Here is a 22,745-nt window from a genome sequence, read left to right on the forward strand (position 1 = left end):
CGCGGGGTATCAGTTTTCCCGCGTCATCATTGACGTCCATCGCGAGCAAGCTCGCTCCTACAGATGAAAGATTGGTTTCCCTAAAAAATTCAAGAATTGGAGACAGCAATGGCCGAAGCAAAAGTACTCAGTGGCGCCGGGCTCCGTGGCCAGGTAGCCGGGCAAACCGCACTGTCCACCGTGGGCCAGTCGGGTGCCGGTCTGACTTATCGTGGTTATGACGTTCGTGAACTGGCGGCTGACGCGCAGTTCGAAGAAGTTGCCTACCTGCTGCTGTACGGCGAGTTGCCGAGCAAAGCGCAACTTAGCGCCTACATCGCCAAGCTGGGCAAGCTGCGTGACCTGCCGCAAGCACTGAAAGAAGTGCTGGAACGCATCCCCGCCGACGCCCACCCGATGGACGTGATGCGTACTGGCTGCTCGTTCCTGGGCAACCTGGAACCCGAGGCGGATTTCTCCGAGCAGCATGACAAGACCGACCGTCTGCTGGCCGCCTTTCCGGCGATCATGACTTACTGGTATCGCTTCAGCCACGAAGGCAAGCGCATCGATTGCGTGAGCGACGAGCCGTCCATCGGCGGCCACTTCCTGCACCTGCTGCACGGCAAGAAACCGAGCGAGCTGCACGTCAAGGTGATGAACGTTTCGCTGATCCTCTACGCGGAGCACGAGTTCAACGCGTCGACCTTCACCGCGCGTGTTTGCGCATCGACCCTGTCCGACCTGTTTTCGTGCATCACCGCAGCCATCGGCTCGCTGCGCGGCCCGCTGCACGGCGGTGCCAACGAAGCGGCGATGGAAATGATCGAGCGTTTCTCGTCGCCGGAAGACGCGATCAAAGGCACCCTCGGCATGCTCGAGCGCAAGGACAAGATCATGGGCTTCGGCCACGCGATCTATAAAGACAACGATCCGCGCAACGAGGTGATCAAGGGCTGGTCGAAGAAGCTCGCTGACGAAGTGGGTGACAAGGTGTTGTTCCCGGTGTCCGAAGCCATCGACAAGACCATGTGGGAGCAGAAGAAACTGTTCCCGAACGCCGACTTCTACCATGCCTCGGCGTACCACTTCATGGGCATCCCGACCAAGTTGTTCACACCGATTTTCGTCTGCTCGCGCCTGACCGGCTGGGCCGCCCACGTGTACGAACAGCGCGCCAACAACCGCATCATCCGTCCAAGCGCCGAGTACACCGGCGTTGAACAGCGCAAGTTCGTACCAATCGAACAACGCTGAATGGTGGAGGCTACAGCGCTGGTCACTGAATGAACCGAAAACCAGTGTGGGAGCGGGCTTGCTCGCGAAGACGGACTGACATCCAGCATTGATGTTGATTGATACACCGCTTTCGCGAGCAAGCCCGCTCCCACATTTGACCGAGTTCACTTCAGTACCGGTGTCTGGCCCCGCCTTTTGTAACTACCGTGACCGAGTCCTGACGATGAACACACAATTCCGTAAACCGCTGCCCGGCAGCCACCTGGATTACTTCGATGTCCGCGCAGCGGTCGAGGCGATCCAGCCTGGCGCCTATGACACCCTGCCGTACACCTCCCGTGTGCTGGCGGAAAACCTTGTGCGTCGCTGCGACCCGGCCACGCTCACCGAATCCCTCAAGCAATTCATCGAGCGCAAGCGCGACCTCGACTTCCCGTGGTTCCCGGCCCGCGTGGTGTGCCACGACATTCTCGGCCAAACCGCGCTGGTCGACCTCGCCGGCCTGCGTGACGCCATCGCCCTGCAAGGCGGCGACCCGGCGCAAGTCAACCCGGTGGTGCCGACGCAGTTGATCGTCGACCACTCCCTGGCCGTCGAGCGTGGCGGTTTCGATCCCGAGGCGTTCGAGAAGAACCGCGCCATCGAAGACCGTCGCAACGAAGACCGCTTCCACTTCATCAACTGGACCAAAAAGGCGTTCAAGAACGTTGACGTGATCCCGCCAGGCAACGGCATCATGCACCAGATCAACCTGGAGAAAATGTCTCCGGTGATTCAAGTGCGTGATGGCGTGGCCTTCCCCGACACTTGCGTCGGCACCGACAGCCACACCCCGCACGTCGATGCACTGGGCGTGATTGCCATCGGTGTCGGTGGCCTGGAAGCCGAAAGCGTGATGCTCGGCCGCGCCTCCTGGATGCGTCTGCCGGAAAGCGTTGGCGTCGAACTGACCGGCAAGCTGCAGCCGGGCATCACCGCCACCGACATGGTGCTGGCGTTGACCGAGTTCCTGCGCAAGCAGAAAGTGGTCGGTGCCTGGCTGGAGTTCTTCGGCGAAGGCGCCTCCGCGCTGACCCTCGGCGACCGTGCAACCATCTCCAACATGGCCCCGGAATACGGCGCCACCGCGGCGATGTTCTACATCGACCAGCAGACCATCGACTACCTCAAGCTCACCGGTCGTGAAGACGAGCAGGTGCAGTTGGTCGAGAACTACGCCAAGACCACGGGCCTCTGGGCAGACAGCCTCAAGGGCGCACAGTACGAGCGCGGCCTGACCTTCGATCTGTCCTCGGTAGTGCGCAACATGGCTGGCCCGAGCAACCCGCACGCCCGTGTGGCGGTTTCGGATCTGGCGGCGAAAGGCATCTCCGGAAAGTGGGAAGACGTACCGGGCCAAATGCCGGACGGCGCGGTGATCATCGCCGCCATCACCAGTTGCACCAACACCAGCAACCCGCGCAACGTGATCGCCGCCGGCCTGCTGGCGCGCAATGCCAACAAGCTCGGGTTGATCCGCAAGCCTTGGGTCAAGTCGTCCCTGGCACCGGGCTCGAAAACCGTGGCGCTGTACCTCGATGAAGCCGGCCTGACCGATGAGCTCGAGCAGCTCGGTTTCGGCGTCGTGGCTTTCGCCTGCACCACCTGCAACGGCATGTCCGGCGCACTGGACCCGGTGATCCAGCAAGAGATCATCGACCGCGACCTGTACGCCACTGCGGTGTTGTCCGGCAACCGTAACTTCGACGGCCGGATTCACCCGTACGCCAAGCAAGCGTTCCTCGCGTCGCCGCCATTGGTGGTCGCTTACGCCATCGCCGGCACCATCCGTTTCGACATCGAGAAGGATGTACTGGGCGTGGTCGACGGCAAGGAAATCCGTCTCAAGGACATCTGGCCAAGCGACGAAGAAATCGACGCAGTCGTGAAAGCCTCGGTAAAACCCGAGCAGTTCCGTCAGGTCTACATCCCGATGTTCGCCATCCACGAAGACACCGGCCCGAAAGTCGCGCCGTTGTACGAGTGGCGCGAGATGAGCACCTACATCCGCCGTCCGCCGTACTGGGAAGGCGCGCTGGCCGGCGCGCGTCCGCTCAAGGGCATGCGCCCGCTGGCGGTACTGCCGGACAACATCACCACCGATCACCTGTCGCCGTCCAACGCCATCATGCTGGACAGCGCCGCCGGCGAATACCTGGCGAAAATGGGCCTGCCGGAAGAGGACTTCAACTCTTACGCGACTCACCGTGGTGACCACCTGACCGCGCAGCGCGCGACCTTCGCCAACCCGAAACTGTTCAACGAAATGGTTCAGGAAAACGGCAAGGTCAAGCAGGGTTCGCTGGCCCGTGTCGAGCCGGAAGGCAAAGTGATGCGCATGTGGGAAGCCATCGAAACCTACATGGATCGCAAGCAGCCGCTGATCATCATCGCCGGCGCCGACTACGGTCAGGGTTCGTCCCGCGACTGGGCCGCCAAGGGCGTGCGCCTGGCGGGTGTGGAAGCGATCGCCGCCGAAGGTTTCGAGCGCATTCACCGCACCAACCTGGTGGGCATGGGTGTGTTGCCGCTGGAATTCAAACCGGGTACCAACCGCCATACCCTGGCCATCGATGGCAGCGAAACCTACGACGTGATCGGCGATCGCACGCCGCGCGCCGAGCTGACGCTGGTGATCCATCGCAAGAACGGCGAGCGCGTCGAGGTGCCGGTGACCTGCCGCCTCGACACCGCTGAAGAAGTGTCGATCTACGAAGCGGGCGGCGTGTTGCAACGCTTTGCTCAGGACTTCCTCGAAGAATCGGCGGTTGCCGTTTAATACACGCATTGCAGACACGGGGCTTTGAGTCCCGTGTCTGCTTTCAGATCAGGAGTAACGAGCACTATGGCTCATGCACCGCAAATCAAGATTCCTGCTACCTACATGCGTGGCGGCACCAGCAAGGGCGTGTTTTTCAGCCTCAAGGATTTGCCTGAATCGGCACAGGTTCCCGGCCCTGCTCGCGATGCCTTGCTGTTGCGCGTGATCGGCAGCCCCGACCCGTACGACAAGCAAATCGACGGCATGGGCGGCGCGACCTCCAGCACCAGCAAGACCGTGATCCTGTCGAAAAGCATCAAGGCCGATCACGATGTCGACTACCTGTTCGGTCAGGTGTCCATCGACAAGCCTTTCGTCGACTGGAGCGGCAACTGCGGCAACCTGTCGGCGGCCGTCGGTTCGTTCGCCGTCAGCAATGGCCTGGTGGACGCCAGCCGCATCCCGCACAACGGTGTGGCGGTGGTTCGCGTGTGGCAGGCCAACATTGGCAAGACCATCATTGCCCACGTTCCGATCACCAACGGTGAAGTGCAGGAAACCGGCGATTTCGAGCTCGATGGCGTGACCTTCCCGGCGGCCGAAGTGCAGATCGAGTTCCTCGATCCGGCGGCGGACGAAGAGGGCGGTGGCGGTTCGATGTTTCCTACCGGCAACCTTGTGGATGATCTGGAAGTGCCCGGCGTCGGTACCTTCAAGGCGACCATGATTAACGCCGGTATCCCGACAATTTTTATCAATGCCGAAGACATCGGCTACAAAGGCACCGAGTTGCAGGGCGCAATCAATGGCGACCCGAAAGCCTTGCTGATGTTCGAAACCATCCGTGCTTACGGTGCGTTGCGCATGGGGCTGATTTCGAACATCGACGAAGCCGCCAAACGCCAACACACCCCGAAAGTGGCCTTCGTGGCCAAACCGGCGGACTACGTGGCGTCCAGCGGCAAGGCGATTGCCGCAGGGGATGTCGACCTGCTGGTGCGTGCACTGTCCATGGGCAAGTTGCACCACGCGATGATGGGGACGGCGGCCGTGGCGATCGGAACGGCCGCCGCGATTTCCGGCACATTGGTGAACCTCGCTGCGGGCGGTGTCGAGCGCAACGCGGTGCGCTTCGGTCACCCGTCCGGCACCTTGCGCGTCGGCGCCGAGGCCAGCCAGGTCAACGGCGAATGGACCGTGAACAAGGCGATCATGAGTCGCAGTGCGCGGGTGTTGATGGAAGGGTACGTGCGCGTGCCGGGGGATTCGTTCTGACCCATACCCTCTGTAGGAGCTGGCTTGCCCGCGATGGTCGTGAGCGATAACGCGTAAACCAGATAACCAGCAGCGGTCTTGAGTTTTTCGCGAGCGAGCTCGCTCCTGCAAGAGTGAATCGAACATGAGTGCCAACGTCGACCTGAACAACCGCCCCGACTACGACAAGGTCCTGCAGGACATTGCCGATTACGTCCTCAATTTCAAGATCGAGTCCGAAGAGGCGCTGGACACCGCCCGTAACTGCCTGATCGATACCTTGGGTTGCGGCCTGCTGGCCCTGCGTTTCCCCGAATGCACCAAGCACCTGGGGCCCGTGGTCGAAGGTACCGTGGTGCCGTTCGGTGCTCGGGTTCCCGGTACGTCTTTTCGGCTGGATCCGGTCAAGGCGGCTTGGGATATCGGTTGCATCGTGCGCTGGCTCGACTACAACGACACCTGGCTCGCCGCCGAGTGGGGGCATCCGTCGGATAACCTCGGCGGCATTCTTGCGGTGACCGATCACCTGTCGCAAAAGCGCCTGGCCAATGGCGAGGCGCCGCTGACTGTGCGTACGGTACTTGAGGCGATGATCATGGCTCACGAGATTCAAGGCGTGATCGCCCTGGAAAACTCGTTCAACCGTGTCGGCCTCGATCACGTGATTCTGGTGAAGGTCGCCTCGACCGCGGTCACGGCCAAGCTGATGGGCGCCAATCGCGAGCAGTTGTTGTCGGCGTTGTCCCACGCCTTCGCGGACGGTCAGGCCCTGCGTACATACCGGCATGCACCGAATGCCGGCTCGCGCAAGTCCTGGGCGGCGGGGGATGCGTCCAGTCGTGGCGTGCGCCTGGCGGACATTGCGATGCGTGGCGAAATGGGCATTCCCGGTGTGCTGACGGCCAGGCAGTGGGGCTTCTACGACGTGCTGTTCAGCCATACGAATAACGATCTGGCACTCAAGCCAGCAGACAAGCGTGCATTCAGTTTGTCGCGACCGTACGGTACCTACGTGATGGAAAACGTGCTGTTCAAGATCAGTTTTCCCGCCGAGTTCCACGCGCAAACGGCCTGCGAAGCGGCAGTGACGCTACATCCGCAAGTGCGTAATCGCCTGCATGAAATCGACCGGATCGTCATCACCACCCACGAGTCGGCGATCCGCATCATTTTCAAGGTCGGGCCGCTGGCCAATGCCGCCGACCGAGACCATTGCATCCAGTACATGACTGCCGTGCCGCTGGCCTTCGGCAATCTGGTGGCCGAGCACTACGAAGACGATTTCCACAGGGCGCATCCGCTCATCGATGTGCTGCGCGACAAGATGGTTATCGTCGAGGAACCGCGTTACACCCGCGAATACCTGGAGGCGGATAAACGCTCGATTGCCAATGCGCTGCAGGTGTTTTTCAAGGACGGGTCCAGCACCGAGAACGTGGTGGTGGAGTACCCGATTGGCCATCGTCGACGCCGTGCCGAGGGCATTCCGTTGTTGGAGGAAAAGTTCAGGGCGAACCTGCTGACACGATTCACCCGTCAGCGTAGCGAAGAGATTTTTGCGTTGTGCAAGGACCAGGCGCGGCTTGAGGCAACGCCGGTGAACCGGTTTGTTGATTTGTTTGTGATCTAGGAGACCGCGTTATCGTTCATTCGCGAGCAAGCCCGCTCCCACATTTGATCGCATTCCTCCTGGGTAAACTCGGTCAAATGTGGGAGCGGGCTTGCTCGCGAAGGCGGCAGATCAGGCGCTACAAATCTATTTGAACCGCCGCTCGACGCCTTTCTCCACGAGAATCTTCGCGGAGATTTCTTCCACGGAAAAATGCGTGGAGTTGATGTTCGGGATGTTTTCGCGGCGGAACAGGTTCTCGACCTCGCGCACCTCGAACTCGCACTGGGCGTAGCTCGAATAGCGGCTGTTGGGTTTGCGTTCGTTGCGAATCGCGGTGAGGCGGTCCGGGTCGATGGTCAGGCCGAACAGCTTGTGCTGGTGGGCGCGCAGGGCGGACGGCAGTTGCAGGCGTTCCATGTCGTCTTCGGTCAGCGGGTAGTTGGCTGCGCGAATACCGAATTGCATCGCCATATACAGGCACGTCGGCGTCTTACCACATCGCGACACGCCCACTAGTATCAGGTCGGCCTTGTCGTAATAGTGCGTGCGTGCGCCGTCGTCGTTGTCGAGGGCGAAGTTTACGGCCTCGATACGCTCCATGTAATTGGTGTTGGCGCCGATGGAGTGGGACTTGCCCACGGTATAGGAAGAATGCTCGGTCAGTTCCTGTTCAAGCGGTGCCAGGAACGTCGAGAAGATGTCGATCATGAAACCATTCGAGGTTGCGAGAATCTCACGAATGTCCTGATTGACAATTGTGTCGAAGATGATCGGACGGAAGCCGTCGGTTTCGGCGGCCTTGTTGATTTGTTGTACCATGGCCCGCGCTTTGTCCACGTTGTCGATATACGGCCGCGTGACTTTGCTGAAGGTAATGTTTTCGAACTGCGCCAGAAGGCTTTGACCCAGGGTTTCGGCGGTAATGCCGGTACCATCGGAGATAAAGAAAGCAGATCGTTTCATTTGCACCTTGGGCCTTAAGCTAGTGACGAATCTTGGATATGATAGGCGCGATTTGCCGGCCGCCAATGGCCCGCATTCTCACTTATTTTCCAGGTCCAGGCCATATAGCTGGCAAACGCTCCATAGAGCAGCCGGTTTCTGAGCTTTTCCAACACAGTTAGTGGAGAGATCACCTTGGTAGAGTACGTAGTTTCCCTCGATAAGCTCGGCAAACACGATGTTGAGCATGTGGGGGGCAAGAACGCATCCCTGGGCGAGATGATCAGCAACCTGGCAGGTGCCGGTGTATCGGTGCCCGGTGGCTTTGCCACGACCGCTCAGGCTTATCGTGATTTCCTGGAACTGAGCGGCTTGAATCAGCAGATTCACGATGCCCTCGATGCACTGGATGTCGACGACGTGAATGCCCTGGCCAAGACCGGTGCCCAGATCCGTCAATGGATCATGGAAGCCGAGTTCCCTGAAAAGCTGAATACCGAAATCCGCACCGCGTTCGCAGCGCTGTCCGCCGGCAATCCTGACGTGGCCGTGGCCGTGCGTTCTTCCGCTACCGCCGAAGACCTGCCGGACGCATCCTTCGCCGGTCAGCAGGAAACCTTCCTGAACATCCGTGGTGTCGAAAACGTCATTCGCGCCGCCAAGGAAGTATTTGCCTCCCTTTTCAACGATCGCGCGATTTCCTATCGCGTGCACCAGGGCTTCGACCACAAGTTGGTAGCCCTGTCGGCCGGCGTACAGCGCATGGTCCGCTCCGAAACCGGCACCGCCGGCGTGATGTTCACCCTCGATACCGAATCGGGTTTCCGTGACGTGGTGTTCATCACCGGCGCCTACGGCCTGGGTGAAACCGTCGTGCAAGGCGCGGTGAACCCGGATGAATTCTACGTCCACAAAGGCACACTGGCCGCCGGTCGCCCGGCGATCCTGCGCCGCAACCTGGGCAGCAAGGCCATCAAGATGATCTACGGCGACGAGGCCAAGGCCGGTCGTTCGGTCAAGACCGTCGACGTGGACAAGGCCGAGCGCGCACGTTTCTGCCTGACCGACGCCGAAGTCAGCGAGCTGGCCAAGCAGGCGATGATCATCGAGAAGCACTACCAGTGCCCGATGGACATCGAATGGGCCAAGGACGGTGACGACGGCAAGCTGTACATCGTGCAGGCCCGTCCGGAAACCGTGAAAAGCCGCACCCAGGCCAACGTCATGGAACGTTACCTGTTGAAAGAAACCGGCACCGTGCTGGTGGAAGGTCGCGCCATCGGCCAGCGCATCGGCGCCGGCAAGGTGCGCATCATCAAGGACGTGTCCGAGATGGACAAGGTCCAGCCAGGCGACGTACTGGTGTCCGACATGACCGACCCGGACTGGGAGCCGGTCATGAAGCGTGCCAGCGCCATCGTCACCAACCGTGGCGGCCGTACCTGCCACGCGGCGATCATCGCCCGTGAGCTGGGTATCCCGGCCGTAGTCGGTTGTGGCAACGCCACCCAGCTGTTGAAAGACGGCCAGGGCGTGACCGTTTCCTGCGCTGAAGGCGACACCGGTTTCATCTTCGAAGGCGAACTGGGCTTCGACATCAAGAAGAACTCCGTTGACGCCATGCCTGAGCTGCCGTTCAAGATCATGATGAACGTCGGCAACCCCGACCGCGCCTTCGACTTCGCACAGCTGCCGAACGCCGGTGTGGGCCTGGCTCGCCTGGAGTTCATCATCAACCGCATGATCGGCGTGCACCCCAAGGCACTGCTGAACTACGACGGCCTGCCGCTGGACATCAAGGAAAGCGTCGACAAGCGCATCGCCGGCTACAACGATCCGGTAGGCTTCTACGTCGAGAAACTGGTCGAAGGCATCAGCACCCTGGCGGCTGCGTTCTGGCCGAAGAAAGTCATCGTGCGCCTGTCGGACTTCAAGTCCAACGAATACGCCAACCTGATCGGCGGCAAGCTGTACGAGCCGGAAGAAGAGAACCCGATGCTGGGCTTCCGCGGTGCGTCGCGTTACATCAGCGAATCGTTCCGCGACTGCTTCGAGCTCGAGTGCCGCGCTCTGAAGCGTGTGCGCAACGAGATGGGCCTGACCAACGTCGAAATCATGGTGCCGTTCGTCCGTACCCTGGGCGAAGCGAGCCAGGTGGTCGATCTGCTGGCGGAAAACGGTCTGGCCCGTGGCCAGAACGGTCTGCGCGTGATCATGATGTGCGAACTGCCGTCCAACGCCATCCTGGCGGAAGAATTCCTTGAATTCTTCGACGGTTTCTCCATCGGCTCCAACGACCTGACCCAGTTGACCCTGGGCCTGGACCGTGACTCCGGGATCATTGCGCACCTGTTCGATGAGCGAAATCCGGCGGTCAAGAAGCTGCTGGCCAATGCCATTGCCGCGTGCAACAAGGCCGGCAAATACATCGGCATCTGCGGTCAGGGCCCTTCGGACCACCCGGACCTGGCCAAGTGGCTGATGGAACAGGGCATCGAAAGCGTGTCGTTGAACCCGGACTCCGTGCTGGAAACCTGGTTCTTCCTGGCTGAGGGTCAGGCTTCGGCTTGATCGTGTGAAAACGGGCCGCTCTCTCTGTAGGAGCGAGCTTGCTCGCGATGGACTTCAACGATAACGCGTTTATCCTGGATAAACGTGGTGTCCTGAGGTTCTTCGCGAGCAGGGCTCGCTCCTACAGGGAGCGGTCTTTTTGAGATTCAAGTAGGGCGGGCTCCTGTAGGATGCCGCCCTTTTTTGTGCAAGAGATTATGCAAAGCAGCAGCAACCTATTTCCTGTCGCCCTGATCAGCGCCGAACGGCGCGGTGATCTGAGCGAAGATGTGTATCGTTTGAAGCCCGGCAACAGCCCTGACTTCACCGTCGAGCTGGCTGTGACGCGTCTCGGCTTGGCCGATGAGCCGTCTTCCCGCGGTGTGCCGGTGATCCTGCTGCACGGCAGTTTTTCCAATCGCCGGTTCTGGTTTTCTCCCAAGGGCCTGGGGTTGGGCGCTTATCTGGCCCGGTTGGGGTTCGACGTCTGGATTCCGGAAATGCGCGGTCACGGCCTGTCCCAGCGCAACCACGACTATCGCAAGAACCGTGTCGCTGACTACGCTCGCTATGACTTGCCGGCCATTGGCGCGTTCGTGCGCGAACAGAGCGGGCAGGTCCCGCACTGGATCGGTCACTCGCTGGGCGGCATTACACTGGCAGCGGCGCTGGGCGGCGAGTACATCGGTGAGCCAGTCGTGGCTTCGGCGGCGTTTTTTGGCGCCCAGGTCAGTCGCACCTACTGGCCATTGAAGATTCCGCCGGTGGAGTGGAGCGGTCGCTTCATTCTCAAACGTTTTGCCCAGTTGTCCGGATCAAGGCTCAAGCGCGGTCCGGAGGACGAGCCTATCGGCCTGGCCCTGGAAAGCATGCGTTGGTACGGTCTGTTCGGGCGCTTCGGCGATGCCGATAAAAACTGGTGGGACGGTTTGGCCGAGGTCAAGTTACCGGTGCTTGCCGTGAGCGCAGCGGGTGATCATCAGGATCCCGCGTGGGCTTGTCGCAAACTGTTCGAGCAGTTCGGTTCCGAGCACAAGCAATTTATCAATCTGGGTCGTGACCAGGGTTTTGTCGATAATTTCGGCCATGTTGAAATGCTTGTCAGCAAACCTGCCCAGGCTGAAGTCTGGCCTTTGGTGGTTCGCTGGCTGGCGGATCAGCAGACGCCGTTGTTGGGAGAGCAAGGGGATTTGGCCGCGGCGGTTTGAACCTGATGCTCTAACAAGGGCATTTCGCTCTGGTCGGCTTGCGGCTAAGATATGACGCATTGAGCTGTTCTGGTCACTTTCCGTGACTGAGCCATCACTGATGTTCGTGCTGTCTTCCTCTTTACAGGAGTTTCTCGATGATCCATTACCTCACGCCTGACCTGTGCGATGCCTATCCGGAACTGGTGCAGGTGCTGGAACCGATGTTCAGCAATTTCGGCGGCCGTGATTCTTTCGGTGGCGAAATCGTGACCATCAAGTGTTTCGAAGACAACTCGCTGGTCAAGGAGCAGGTCGAGCTCAAGGGCAATGGCAAGGTTCTGGTGGTCGATGGCGGGGGCTCCCTGCGCCGCGCGCTGCTGGGCGACATGCTCGCCGAGAAAGCGGCCAATAATGGCTGGGAAGGCCTGGTGATCTACGGTTGCATCCGTGACGTCGACGTCATTGCGCAAACCGACCTGGGGGTCCAGGCGCTGGCCAGCCACCCGATGAAAACCGACAAGCGCGGGATCGGTGATCTCAACGTTGCCGTGACCTTCGCTGGCGTGACCTTCCATCCGGGCCATTACATCTATGCGGACAACAACGGCGTGATCATCTCGCCCAGCCCGCTGAAAATGCCTGAATAAAAACGGCTGCAGATCAGAGGAGTGCGGATGTTCGAGGAAGAAAACGCGCAATGGGGGCTGGTGCATGCCCTGGTGCTGGACGGTAGAGGCGGCGCGCGTTCGATTGCCCGGACTGAACTTGATGACTTGCAGCTGCAGGCGCATGAAAGCCTGTGGCTGCACTGGGATCGCAGTCATCCGCAAACCCGGACCTGGTTACGCAAATCCAGTGGTCTGAGCGAATTCAGCTGTGACCTGTTGCTCGAAGAAAACACCCGTCCGCGACTTTTACAGCTTTCCGACAGCGAACTGCTGCTATTTTTGCGCGGGGTCAATCTGAACCCCGGTGCCGAGCCGGAAGACATGGTGTCGGTGCGGATCTTCGGTTCTGCCCAGCGGGTCATTTCCCTGCGTTTGCGTCCATTGCGCGCCACTGAAGAGTTGCTGGTGCAATTGGCCGACGGCAAAGGGCCGAAAACAGCCTCCGAACTCATCCTGTACATGGCGCAGTACCTCACCAACAAGGTGCAGGATCTGGTCAGCGACCTCTCGGAAGTGGTCGATGAGGAAGAAGAAAAGCTGGATGCCGACGAACGGTATGCGCCGGAACACGGTGCAGTATTGCAGATCCGTCGCAGGGCCGCCGCGTTGAAGCGTTTTCTTGCTCCGCAGCGGGATATTTTCGGGCAGTTGACCCGGATCAAGTTGCCCTGGTTCGTCGAGGACGATGGTGATTACTGGAACGAATTGAACAACAGCCTGACCCGCTACCTCGAAGAGCTGGAATTGACCCGGGAGCGGGTGGGGCTGGTTCTGGAAGCGGAAGACCGTCGGTTGAGCGTGCGCATGAATCGCACGATGTATCGCTTTGGCGTCATCACCGGGATCTTTTTGCCGATGAGTTTTCTGACCGGGCTTCTGGGGATCAACGTCGGTGGAATTCCATTCTCTGCCAGCCCTTATGGCTTTCTGATCGCCTGCCTGATGATGGTCTCGGTGGCGCTGGGGCAGTGGTGGTTGTTCCGACGTTTGCGCTGGGTCTGAGGGAAACCATGTGACCCGATCAAAACTCACCGCGTCTTCCACAGACATCACGAGAGGTGCGTATGCACGATCCGTTTGAACAGTCTTTGCGCGACATGCTCAACGCCTCACCGTCCACCCGGGACGACGATGCGTGCCTTGGGCGAGTACTCAAAACCGCCAACCGCCAGGTCGGCGCAGGCGATCTGTTCAGCCTGCTTGGCCGCTGGCTGCCCGCCCTGATGATCGCCCTGAACAACGGCTCGGCCCATGTCGCGCCAGTGTCCCGTCTTCGCAAACCTACCGCTCGCACTGCTGATAAGGCTGATTGAATATGGAACTTGATCTCTGGACCCAGAGCCTCGTCACTGCAATGACTGCGTTGTGGACCAAGGTTGCGAACTTCATTCCGAACCTGTTCGGCGCACTGGTCGTGCTGCTGTTGGGTTTCGTCGTGGCCAAGCTGCTGGACACCCTGCTTTCCAAATTGCTCGCCAAATTGGGCCTTGATCGCTTGATGGGTGGCACCGGTCTGACCAAGCTGCTGTCCCGCGCCGGATTGCAGGTTCCCATTTCGACCCTGATCGGCAAGATCGTCTATTGGTTCGTCCTGCTGATTTTTCTGGTTTCTGCCGCAGAATCTCTTGGGCTTGAACGAGTTTCAGCTACGCTGGATATGCTTGCGTTGTATGTACCGAAGGTTTTCGGCGCGGCGCTGGTGTTGCTGGTAGGCGTTTTACTGGCGCAACTGGCCAACGGGCTGGTGCGTGGAGCGGCAGAAGGCGTAGGCCTGGACTATGCTGCAGGGCTTGGACGAATTGCCCAGGGCCTGGTGATCATCATCAGTATTTCGGTTGCGATCAGCCAGTTGGAGGTCAAGACCGACCTGCTGAACCATGTGATCGTGATCGTTTTGATAACCGTTGGTCTGGCGGTAGCGCTGGCCATGGGCTTGGGAAGCCGGGAAATTGCCGGCCAGATCCTTGCGGGTATCTACGTGCGTGAGCTGTACCAGGTTGGGCAACAAGTGCGTGTTGGCGAGGTCGAAGGCCAGATCGAAGAGATCGGCACGGTTAAAACCACATTGCTGACCGATGAGGGTGAGCTAGTCTCTCTTTCCAATCGGATCCTCCTTGAGCAGCATGTGAGTAGCCGCTAACCCGGCAAACCCTGCTAATGTATGCCGCCGCAAAATGCCCGCTGATGCTGGCTGCGGCGGACATTGACCTGACTGTCGGCCCGACTTGTTTTGAATAAAGCCCAATCGTTATCCATGCGCTACGACCCCCGCGAGCTCTCTGATGAGGAGTTGGTCGCGCGCTCGCATACCGAGCTGTTTCACGTAACACGCGCCTATGAAGAACTGATGCGGCGTTACCAGCGAACATTATTTAATGTGTGTGCGCGATATCTCGGGAACGATCGTGATGCAGACGATGTCTGTCAGGAGGTCATGTTGAAGGTGCTGTATGGCCTGAAGAACTTCGAAGGTAAATCGAAGTTCAAGACGTGGCTATATAGCATCACGTACAACGAGTGCATCACACAGTATCGGAAGGAACGGCGAAAGCGTCGCTTGATGGACGCATTGAGTCTTGACCCCCTCGAGGAAGCGTCCGAAGAAAAGGCGCCGAAACCTGAGGAAAAGGGTGGACTTGATCGCTGGCTGGTGTATGTGAATCCGATTGACCGCGAAATTCTGGTGCTACGTTTTGTCGCAGAGCTGGAGTTTCAGGAGATCGCAGACATCATGCATATGGGTTTGAGTGCAACAAAAATGCGGTACAAACGCGCTCTGGATAAATTGCGTGAGAAATTTGCAGGCATTGCTGAAACTTAGTTCAGCGCAAATATCTCTTACGTGTAGGCAAGTTCTGTTAGACTTGCCGCCGAGTTGTCCCCCGGTTTGCGGGACTGCTTCACAATCACCAGATGGGGATTTAACGGATGAAACTGAAAAACACCTTGGGCTTGGCCATTGGTACTCTTATTGCCGCTACTTCGTTCGGCGCACTGGCACAAGGCCAAGGCGCAGTTGAAGGCGAGCTCAACTACGGGAAGAAGTACAACGACAGCGTTAACAACGTTGAAGACGGCTACACTCCTGGCGCCTCCATCGGTTACTTCTTGACCGACGACGTATCGTTGAACTTGACCTACAACAATGACGACCACACCCGTTCGAACAACGGTACTGGTAATCAGAAAATCGAAGGCGACCAGTTCGGTCTGAACGCTCAGTACCACTTCAACAACGCTGGCGACGCTCTGCGTCCTTACGTTCAAGGTGGTGTCAAGCACGGCAGCATGACCAACGTAGCCGCTGACGGCCACACCGGTCGTGACCAGTCGACTTTCCTGACTGCTGGCGCTGGCCTGAAGTACTACTTCCTCGAAAACGTCTACGCTCGTGCTGGCGTAGAAGCTGACTACAAACTGGACAACGGCCGTTGGGACTACATCCCGTCCGTAGGTCTGGGTGTGAACTTCGGTGGCGGCAACAAGCCTGCTGCTGCTCCGGTTCCAGCACCAGAAGTCTGCTCCGACAGCGACAACGATGGCGTTTGCGACAATGTCGACAAGTGCCCGGACACCCCGGCCAACGTAACTGTTGACGCTGATGGCTGCCCGGCTGTTGCTGAAGTCGTTCGTGTAGAGCTGGACGTGAAGTTCGACTTCGACAAGTCGGTAGTCAAGCCAAACAGCTACGGCGACATCAAGAACCTGGCTGACTTCATGAAGCAGTACCCATCGACCACCACTACTGTTGAAGGTCACACTGACAACGTCGGTCCTGACGCTTACAACCAGAAACTGTCCGAGCGTCGTGCAAACGCCGTTAAGCAAGTTCTGACCAACCAGTACGGTGTTGAGTCGTCCCGCGTTCAGTCCGTTGGCTACGGCGAATCCCGCCCTGTTGCTGACAACAAAACTGAAGCTGGTCGCGCTGTTAACCGTCGCGTAGAAGCGCAGGTTGAAGCTCACGCTAAGTAATTAGCGCGCAGCTCTGAGAAAAGCCCGGCTCAGGCCGGGCTTTTCTTTGCCTGCGATTTGGTGAGGAAGGACGCGTCAGGCGCGTTGAAGTCCAGCATTGATGTCGACGAATGGAGCCTCTTCGCGAGCAGGCTCGCTCCCACAGGAGGGGATGGCGTTAGCTGCGACTGCGCCGATCACCAGGATTGCCGGGCTTTTCAACTCGAAGGCACAGGCATCTTCCTCCATTGCCATCAGGCTGCTTCGACATTCCCGTTGATGCGGCAACGACGCGTTTTCAATCATCGCAACCGGCGTGTCTGCGGCCATTGCCCCCGCCAGCAATTGCTCACGGATTTCGCTGAGCTTTGCCACCCCCATGTAGATCACCAGTGTCGTGCCACCTTGGGCCAGCGCTTGCCAGTTCAGGCTGCAGTCATCCTGAGTGTGGGCGGTCACCAGCGTCACCCCGCGTGCCACGCCGCGCAAGGTCAATGGAATATCGCATTGCGTCGCGCCTGCCAGCCCGGCAGTGATGCCGTTGACCAATTCGGTCTCGATGCCACGCTCGCGTAGCCACTGCGCTTCTTCACCGCCACGCCCGAAGATGCACGGGTCGCCCCCCTTGAGTCTCACCACGCATTTTCCCTGGCGGGCATAACGCAGCATCAGGCGATGGATAAAGGCTTGCGGCGTTGAACGACAGCCACCGCGCTTACCCACCGGAATAATCCGTGCATCGGGGCAATGTTCCAGCACCGCGTCGTTGACCAGATCGTCGATCAGCACCACATCCGCTTCCCTCAACGCCCGAACAGCTTTGAGGGTCAGTAACTCGGGATCGCCGGGACCTGCACCCACCAGCCAGACTTTTGCACTCATAGTGTTTTCCTCACGAGATGGCGGCTTGCGGCTGCGCTGTGGCGGCCAGCAAACGCTTGATTTCCGGGACGCAGGAGCCGCATTGCGTGCCGCAACCCAATTCTTGTTTCAAGCCCTGCAAGTCCAGGCCGCGGCGGATGCCGGCGCAGACCGCGTTCTGGCTGACGTTTTTGCAGTTGCACAGGGTTTTGTTGCCGATCTCTTCAGCGTCGACCTGGCCCGGTGGGGCACTCAGTGGCGCCAGCAGCCAGCGCCGTAGCTGTTCATCGGCGCGACCTTCAAGCCAGAGGTTTTGCAGCCAGTGCCGGGCGAGGGTTTCACCCGCCAAGCGGATCGCGGTGATCCGGCCGTTCTCGATCCGCACGCGTTTACCGATGGAGCGTCGTGGATCGTCGTAGGCCAGGACCGGTCCATCGTTTAGCCCCAGGCATTGATCGATATCGCGCAGCAGTTGCGGATCTGGCGCCATGGCGCTGGCAGCGCGTATCAGCAGTGCAGGGCGCTCGCGACCGGTCAGGCTGAGGCTGACGTAGGAAAACGCCTCGCAGAGAGGGCGTAGAGTCTCAAAATGTTGTTGGACATCGCCCTCTATCAGCGCGAAAAGGTGCCAAGGCAATTGCACCGGTTCCAGGCGCACGCCGCTGTGTTTGAGCTCCGGTTGTTTCGACAAAGGGTCGAAGGCGGGCAGGGTGAGGCTGTTCACGCCCCCCTTGAGAAAACGGTCACCAAAATGCATCGGCAAGAAGGCTTGGCCCGGACGCACACTGTCGTCACTGGCGACCGGCATGATCACCGCGCCGCGGCGGCTTTTCAGGCTGATCAAATCGCCTGTTTGCAGGCGATGCCGGCGCAGCTCATCCGGGTGCAGGCTCAACACGGCTTCACTGACATGACCGAACAACTGCGCGGCGGTGCCGGTGCGGCTCATGCCGTGCCATTGATCACGCAGGCGGCCGGTGATCAGGGTCAGCGGGAAGCGTGCATCGCGTTGCTCTTTGGCGGCACGATACGGATCGGCCACGAACTGTGCGCGTCCGCTGGAAGTCGGGAAAATGCCGTCGAGATAGAGGCGGGCGGTGCCTGCGCTGGACCCCGTAGGAAAGGGCCATTGTTGCGGGCCGATTTTGTCGAGCAACCCGTGGCTGATCCCGGACAAGTCCAGATCCCGACCACGCGTCAGCTGTTTGTATTCGTCGAAGACCTGCGCCGGGGTTTCAAAGGCAAACAGGCTGGTCGCTTCCGGACGCAGATGTTTCTCCAGACGCTGTGCGAAATCCACCGTGATCGCCCAGTCCGGACGTGCTTCACCCGGTGCGACGATCGCGCGGCGGACATGGGAAATACGCCGTTCGGAGTTGGTCACCATGCCGTCCTTTTCGCCCCAGCTGGCGGCGGGCAACAACAGGTCGGCAAACCTGGCGGTTTCAGTGGTGCGAAAGGCCTCCTGCAAGACCACGAACGGACAGGCTTCCAGTGCCGCGCGCACGGCAGTCTGATCGGGAAGAGACTGCGCGGGGTTGGTGCAGGCGATCCACAAGGCTTTGATCTTGCCGCTGGCCACCTGCTCAAACAACTCGATGGCAGTCAGCCCCGGGTTTTCAGGCAGTTGATCAACGCCCCAGTAAGCGGCCACGTCGGCACGGTGCTCAGCGTTGGCGGCGTCACGATGGCCCGGCAGCAGGTTAGACAGGCTACCGGTTTCCCGCCCGCCCATGGCATTCGGCTGACCGGTCAACGAGAAAGGGCCGGCACCCGGGCGGCCAATTTGCCCGGTGGCCAGGTGCAGATTGATCAGTGCACTGTTTTTCGCGCTGCCTGCGGTGGACTGATTAAGCCCCATGCACCACAGCGACAGAAAGCTTGGTGATGTACCGACCCACTCGGCACATTGCTGCAATTGCTCGACGCTGATTCCGCAGAGCTGCGAAACCATTTGCGGCGTGTAGTCACGCACCAGGCTTTTCAGCTCAGCCAGACCTTCGGTGTGGTCCCTGATGAAGTCACGATCAATCCAGTCTTCCCACAGCAGCAGATGCAAAATCCCATGGAACAGGGCGACATCGGTGCCAGGCAAGATCGCCAGGTGCAGGTCAGCCAGATCGCAGGTATCTGTACGACGTGGGTCAATGACGATGACTTTCATCTGCGGCCGGCGGGATTTGGCTTCTTCCAGCCGACGAAACAGCACCGGATGGGCGTAGGCCATGTTGCTGCCGACGATCATCACGCAATCGCTCAACTCCAGGTCTTCGTAGCTGCAGGGCGGGGCGTCGGCACCCAGGCTGCGTTTGTAGCCGACCACCGCCGAGGACATGCACAGCCGCGAATTGCTGTCGATGTTGTTGGTACCCACCAGGGCACGCGCCAGCTTGTTGAAGGTGTAGTAGTCCTCGGTCAACAGTTGCCCGGAAATGTAGAACGCCACGCTGTCCGGGCCATGTTCGGTTATGGTCGCGGCAAAAACGCTGGCGGCGTGATCGAGGGCGGTATCCCAGTCGGTGCGGTGGCGGGCAAGGCCTTTGCCCAGGCGCAGTTCGGGGTACAGCGCCCGCGCCGTCACGTCCCCGGTCAGGTGCAGGGTCGAGCCCTTGCTGCACAGTTTGCCGAAATTGGCCGGGTGTGCCGGATCGCCGCTGACGCCGAGGATGCGCTCGCCGTCGTGCTCGATCAGCACCCCGCAGCCGACCCCGCAGTAACAGCAGGTGGACGCGGTGATCTGGCGGTCCATCAGCCTGCGTCCCGCAAGGCCAGCATCACTCGGCCATTTTCGACCCGTGCCGGGTGGTGGTGGGCGCAGCCGACGTCCGGGGCCAGGGCTTCGCCGCTTTGCAGATCGATTTGCCAGTTGTGCAGCGGGCAGGCCACTCGTTTGCCGTAGATCAGGCCTTGGGACAGCGGGCCGCCCTTGTGCGGGCAGCGGTCATCGAGGGCGAACACTTCGTCGTCGCTGGTACGAAAAATCGCGATGTCTCCCTTTGGGCCGGCGACGATCCGCGAGCCCAGGGCATTGATTTCATCCAGTGCGCAGATATCCAGCCAGTTCATGCCAGCACCTCCAGGTTTTTCACGGGGATGACGTCGAATTCTTTTTTCAGCTGTGGCTGTTCCAGGCGTTCCTTCCACGGGTCCTGTTCGAACGACAGCGAGAATTGCAGGCGATCGTTGAGCGCCTTGCGACGCTCCGGGTCCTCAAGCACGGCTTTCTTGATATGGTCCATGCCGACCCGCTGCAGGTAGTGCACGGTGCGTTCGAGATAAAAGGCTTCTTCGCGATAGAGCTGCAGGAATGCACCGTTGTATTCGCGGACTTCCTCGGCGGTTTTCAGTTTGACGAAGAATTCCGCGACTTCGGTCTTGATCCCGCCGTTGCCGCCGATGTACATCTCCCAGCCGGAGTCCACGCCGATGATTCCTACATCCTTGATGCCGGCTTCCGAGCAGTTGCGCGGGCAACCGGAGACAGCCAGTTTCACCTTGTGCGGTGACCACATGTTGAACAGGTCATGTTCCAGCTCGATACCCAACTGTGTGGAGTTCTGGGTGCCAAAGCGGCAGAACTCACTGCCGACGCAGGTTTTCACCGTGCGGATGGATTTGCCGTAGGCGTGGCCGGACGGCATGTCCAGGTCTTTCCATACCCCTGGCAGGTCTTGCTTGCGGATGCCCAGCAAGTCGATGCGCTGGCCACCGGTGACCTTGACCATCGGCACGTTGTACTTGTCGGCAACGTCGGCAATGCGCCGCAGTTCCGAAGGATTGGTCACACCGCCCCACATCCGCGGGACGACAGAGTAAGTGCCGTCTTTCTGGATGTTGGCGTGAGCTCTTTCGTTGATCAGGCGCGATTGCGGATCGTCCCTGGCTTCCCCCGGCCAGGTGGAAATCAGGTAGTAATTGAGTGCCGGCCGGCAAGTGGCGCAACCATTGGGTGTGCGCCAGTTCAGGTAGCTCATGGTGCCGGCGATGGTCAGCAGGTGCTGCTCGCGAATGGCCTGGCGGATCTGTCCGTGGTTGAGATCGCTGCAGCCGCAGATGGCCTTTTCGCTTTTCGGCTTGACGTCGGCGGCGCCGCCCACGGTGTTGATCAGGATCTGCTCCACCAAACCCGCGCATGAACCGCAGGAGCTGGCCGCCTTGGTGTGTTTCTTGACTTCGTCGACACTGAACAGCCCGTGCTCCTGGATCGCCTTGACGATGGTGCCTTTGCACACGCCGTTGCAGCCGCAGACCTCGGCACTGTCGGCCATGCTCATGGCTTTGTCCTGGCCCTGGTGTCCTACGTCGCCGAGTGCATTTTCACCGAACATCAAGTGATCGCGGATCTCACTGATGGCATGGTTTTCACGGATCTGCCGGAAATACCAGCCGCCATCTGCCGTGTCGCCGTACAGGCAGGCGCCGACCAGCACGTCATCCTTGATCACCAGTTTTTTGTAGACCCCGCCGATCGGGTCCGAGAGGGTAATGGTCTCGGTGCCTTCACCACCCATGAAGTCGCCGGCGGAAAACAGGTCGATGCCGGTGACCTTCAGTTTGGTTGAGGTCACCGAGCCCTTGTAGGTGGCAAAACCGAGTTGCGCGAGGTGGTTGGCGCAGACCTTGGCCTGTTCGAACAGTGGCGCCACCAAACCATAGGCGATGCCGCGATGACTGGCGCACTCACCGATGGCATAGATCCGCGGGTCGTAGGTTTGCAGGGTGTCGTTGACCAGAATCCCGCGGTTGCACGGAATGCCGGATTTCTCCGCCAGTTCGGTATTGGGGCGAATGCCGGCGGCCATCACTACCAGATCCGCGGGGATGATGTCGCCGTTCTTGAATTGCACCGAACCGACCCGGCCGTTGCCCGCGTCGTGCAAGGCCTGGGTCTGTTCGCACAGGCGAAAGTGCAGGCCACGAGCCTCCAGGGCGGTTTGCAGTAATTGGCCGCTGGTCTTGTCCAGTTGCCGCTCCATCAACCACTCGCCGATGTGTACCACGGTGACGTGCATGCCCCGCAGCATCAGGCCGTTGGCGGCCTCCAGGCCGAGCAGACCGCCACCGATCACCACGGCGTGCCGGTGGGTTTTCGCGGTGTCGATCATGGCCTGGGTGTCGGCGATGTCGCGGTAGCCGATCACGCCCTCAAGGGTGTTGCCGGGAATGGGCAGGATGAAAGGTGTCGAGCCGGTGGCGATCAGCAGGCGATCGTATTCGGCTTCGCTGCCGTCTTCGGCAATGACCCGGCGCCTGACCCGGTCGATCTCCACCACTTTGCGGTTGAGCAGCAGTTTGATGTTGTTGTCCAGGTACCAGCTCAGGTCGTTGAGCACGATCTCTTCGAAGGTCTGTTCGCCCGCCAGCACCGGCGACAGCAGGATGCGGTTGTAGTTGGTGTGCGGTTCGGCGCCGAAGACCGTGATGTCGTACAGCTCTGTGCTCAGTTTGAGCAGTTCTTCCAGGGTCCGGACCCCGGCCATGCCGTTGCCGATCATCACCAGTTTTAGTTTTTTCATCAGGTTCTCCGGGGAGCTCAGGCCTGCCTCATCAGGGTTCAGGCCATGCTCGACAAATTTTGCGCAAACAAAAAAAGGCGTCCCGCCAGTTACCTGGCGAGGACACCTTTGTCCTGGTCCCGTTCTCTCGGGAAGTGCAGCCTTCGTCGTTGAAGCCTGCGCTTTATGTCTGTTGAAAGA

General features: G+C 59.8%; 17 protein-coding genes. 12 read left to right on the plus strand and 5 right to left on the minus strand.

The features are described from left to right. The first annotated feature begins 108 nt into the window (after positions 1 to 108). From prpC to prpD, 4 genes are all read left to right on the plus strand, one after another. Positions 109 to 1,236, plus strand: coding sequence for a bifunctional 2-methylcitrate synthase/citrate synthase (gene prpC / locus AC06G5_RS08725; protein ID WP_480459246.1), 1,128 nt, complete (start codon positions 109 to 111; stop codon positions 1,234 to 1,236). Between the two features lie 205 nt (positions 1,237 to 1,441). After that, complete coding sequence (gene acnD / locus AC06G5_RS08730) at positions 1,442 to 4,036, plus strand: Fe/S-dependent 2-methylisocitrate dehydratase AcnD (RefSeq protein WP_480459247.1); 2,595 nt, start codon at positions 1,442 to 1,444, stop codon at positions 4,034 to 4,036. A 66-nt stretch (positions 4,037 to 4,102) separates the two neighbouring features. Beyond that, on the plus strand, positions 4,103 to 5,293 hold the full coding sequence (prpF, locus tag AC06G5_RS08735) for a 2-methylaconitate cis-trans isomerase PrpF (protein ID WP_480459248.1): 1,191 nt from the start codon (positions 4,103 to 4,105) through the stop codon (positions 5,291 to 5,293). Between the two features lie 124 nt (positions 5,294 to 5,417). Further along, positions 5,418 to 6,902, plus strand: a complete 1,485-nt coding sequence (prpD, locus tag AC06G5_RS08740) for a 2-methylcitrate dehydratase (protein ID WP_480459249.1) — start codon at positions 5,418 to 5,420, stop codon at positions 6,900 to 6,902. 126 nt (positions 6,903 to 7,028) lie between these two features. Here the strand turns inward: prpD and ppsR are convergent, their stop codons facing one another. Next, positions 7,029 to 7,847, minus strand: a complete 819-nt coding sequence (gene ppsR / locus AC06G5_RS08745) for a posphoenolpyruvate synthetase regulatory kinase/phosphorylase PpsR (RefSeq protein ID WP_008048584.1) — start codon at positions 7,845 to 7,847, stop codon at positions 7,029 to 7,031. 174 nt (positions 7,848 to 8,021) lie between these two features. Between ppsR and ppsA the strand changes: the two genes are divergently transcribed. The 8 genes from ppsA to AC06G5_RS08785 all read left to right on the plus strand — a co-directional run bounded on the left by ppsA (position 8,022) and on the right by AC06G5_RS08785 (position 16,209). Beyond that, on the plus strand, positions 8,022 to 10,397 hold the full coding sequence (gene ppsA / locus AC06G5_RS08750; RefSeq protein ID WP_008017605.1) for a phosphoenolpyruvate synthase: 2,376 nt from the start codon (positions 8,022 to 8,024) through the stop codon (positions 10,395 to 10,397). Positions 10,398 to 10,594: 197 nt separating this feature from the next. Continuing rightward, positions 10,595 to 11,584: an alpha/beta fold hydrolase gene (locus tag AC06G5_RS08755; RefSeq protein ID WP_413422021.1), complete on the plus strand. Its 990-nt coding sequence runs from the start codon at positions 10,595 to 10,597 to the stop codon at positions 11,582 to 11,584. Between the two features lie 140 nt (positions 11,585 to 11,724). Next, a complete protein-coding gene (gene rraA, locus AC06G5_RS08760) occupies positions 11,725 to 12,213 on the plus strand; it encodes a ribonuclease E activity regulator RraA (protein ID WP_177323558.1) in 489 nt (162 codons plus the stop codon). A 27-nt stretch (positions 12,214 to 12,240) separates the two neighbouring features. Continuing rightward, entirely contained in the window at positions 12,241 to 13,236 is a 996-nt protein-coding gene (locus AC06G5_RS08765; protein WP_413422023.1) for a zinc transporter ZntB, read from the plus strand. A 62-nt stretch (positions 13,237 to 13,298) separates the two neighbouring features. Beyond that, entirely contained in the window at positions 13,299 to 13,547 is a 249-nt protein-coding gene (locus AC06G5_RS08770; protein WP_008017601.1) for a hypothetical protein, read from the plus strand. Positions 13,548 to 13,549: 2 nt separating this feature from the next. Further along, entirely contained in the window at positions 13,550 to 14,374 is an 825-nt protein-coding gene (locus AC06G5_RS08775) for a mechanosensitive ion channel family protein (protein ID WP_046053154.1), read from the plus strand. A gap of 90 nt (positions 14,375 to 14,464) precedes the next feature. Continuing rightward, positions 14,465 to 15,055, plus strand: coding sequence for an RNA polymerase sigma factor SigX (sigX, locus tag AC06G5_RS08780; protein ID WP_075949123.1), 591 nt, complete (start codon positions 14,465 to 14,467; stop codon positions 15,053 to 15,055). 107 nt (positions 15,056 to 15,162) lie between these two features. After that, on the plus strand, positions 15,163 to 16,209 hold the full coding sequence (locus AC06G5_RS08785) for an OmpA family protein (RefSeq protein ID WP_057399268.1): 1,047 nt from the start codon (positions 15,163 to 15,165) through the stop codon (positions 16,207 to 16,209). 75 nt (positions 16,210 to 16,284) lie between these two features. On the opposite strand, the gene cobA is transcribed toward AC06G5_RS08785, so the two are convergent. Genes cobA through nirB form a run of 4 tightly spaced genes read right to left on the minus strand, consistent with a single transcriptional unit; the run spans position 16,285 to position 22,565 of the window. Then, the gene (gene cobA / locus AC06G5_RS08790; protein WP_480459250.1) at positions 16,285 to 17,070 is read right to left on the minus strand and encodes a uroporphyrinogen-III C-methyltransferase; all 786 of its coding nucleotides are present in this window, start codon (positions 17,068 to 17,070) and stop codon (positions 16,285 to 16,287) included. 10 nt (positions 17,071 to 17,080) lie between these two features. Next, positions 17,081 to 19,798, minus strand: a complete 2,718-nt coding sequence (locus tag AC06G5_RS08795) for a nitrate reductase (protein WP_413705388.1) — start codon at positions 19,796 to 19,798, stop codon at positions 17,081 to 17,083. Further along, positions 19,798 to 20,115, minus strand: a complete 318-nt coding sequence (gene nirD / locus AC06G5_RS08800; RefSeq protein WP_102698809.1) for a nitrite reductase small subunit NirD — start codon at positions 20,113 to 20,115, stop codon at positions 19,798 to 19,800. Before nirD ends, AC06G5_RS08795 begins: the two co-directional genes overlap by 1 nt. After that, positions 20,112 to 22,565 (minus strand): nitrite reductase large subunit NirB, encoded by a 2,454-nt coding sequence (gene nirB / locus AC06G5_RS08805; protein ID WP_413705387.1) that lies wholly within the window; start codon positions 22,563 to 22,565, stop codon positions 20,112 to 20,114. Before nirB ends, nirD begins: the two co-directional genes overlap by 4 nt. Between the last annotated feature and the right edge of the window lie 180 nt (positions 22,566 to 22,745).

Source organism: Pseudomonas sp. WT-JTC (assembly GCF_056711565.1).

Excerpts from the sequence above, each read along its gene's own strand:
- prpC (WP_480459246.1), top strand. The coding sequence starts at position 109 with ATGGCCGAAGCAAAAGTACTCAGTGGCGCCGGGCTCCGTGGCCAGGTA.
- acnD (WP_480459247.1), top strand. The coding sequence starts at position 1,442 with ATGAACACACAATTCCGTAAACCGCTGCCCGGCAGCCACCTGGATTAC.
- prpF (WP_480459248.1), top strand. The coding sequence starts at position 4,103 with ATGGCTCATGCACCGCAAATCAAGATTCCTGCTACCTACATGCGTGGC.
- prpD (WP_480459249.1), top strand. The coding sequence starts at position 5,418 with ATGAGTGCCAACGTCGACCTGAACAACCGCCCCGACTACGACAAGGTC.
- ppsR (WP_008048584.1), bottom strand. The coding sequence starts at position 7,847 with ATGAAACGATCTGCTTTCTTTATCTCCGATGGTACCGGCATTACCGCC.
- AC06G5_RS08755 (WP_413422021.1), top strand. The coding sequence starts at position 10,595 with ATGCAAAGCAGCAGCAACCTATTTCCTGTCGCCCTGATCAGCGCCGAA.
- AC06G5_RS08765 (WP_413422023.1), top strand. The coding sequence starts at position 12,241 with ATGTTCGAGGAAGAAAACGCGCAATGGGGGCTGGTGCATGCCCTGGTG.
- AC06G5_RS08770 (WP_008017601.1), top strand. The coding sequence starts at position 13,299 with ATGCACGATCCGTTTGAACAGTCTTTGCGCGACATGCTCAACGCCTCA.
- AC06G5_RS08775 (WP_046053154.1), top strand. The coding sequence starts at position 13,550 with ATGGAACTTGATCTCTGGACCCAGAGCCTCGTCACTGCAATGACTGCG.
- AC06G5_RS08785 (WP_057399268.1), top strand. The coding sequence starts at position 15,163 with ATGAAACTGAAAAACACCTTGGGCTTGGCCATTGGTACTCTTATTGCC.
- cobA (WP_480459250.1), bottom strand. The coding sequence starts at position 17,070 with ATGAGTGCAAAAGTCTGGCTGGTGGGTGCAGGTCCCGGCGATCCCGAG.
- AC06G5_RS08795 (WP_413705388.1), bottom strand. The coding sequence starts at position 19,798 with ATGGACCGCCAGATCACCGCGTCCACCTGCTGTTACTGCGGGGTCGGC.
- nirD (WP_102698809.1), bottom strand. The coding sequence starts at position 20,115 with ATGAACTGGCTGGATATCTGCGCACTGGATGAAATCAATGCCCTGGGC.
- nirB (WP_413705387.1), bottom strand. The coding sequence starts at position 22,565 with ATGAAAAAACTAAAACTGGTGATGATCGGCAACGGCATGGCCGGGGTC.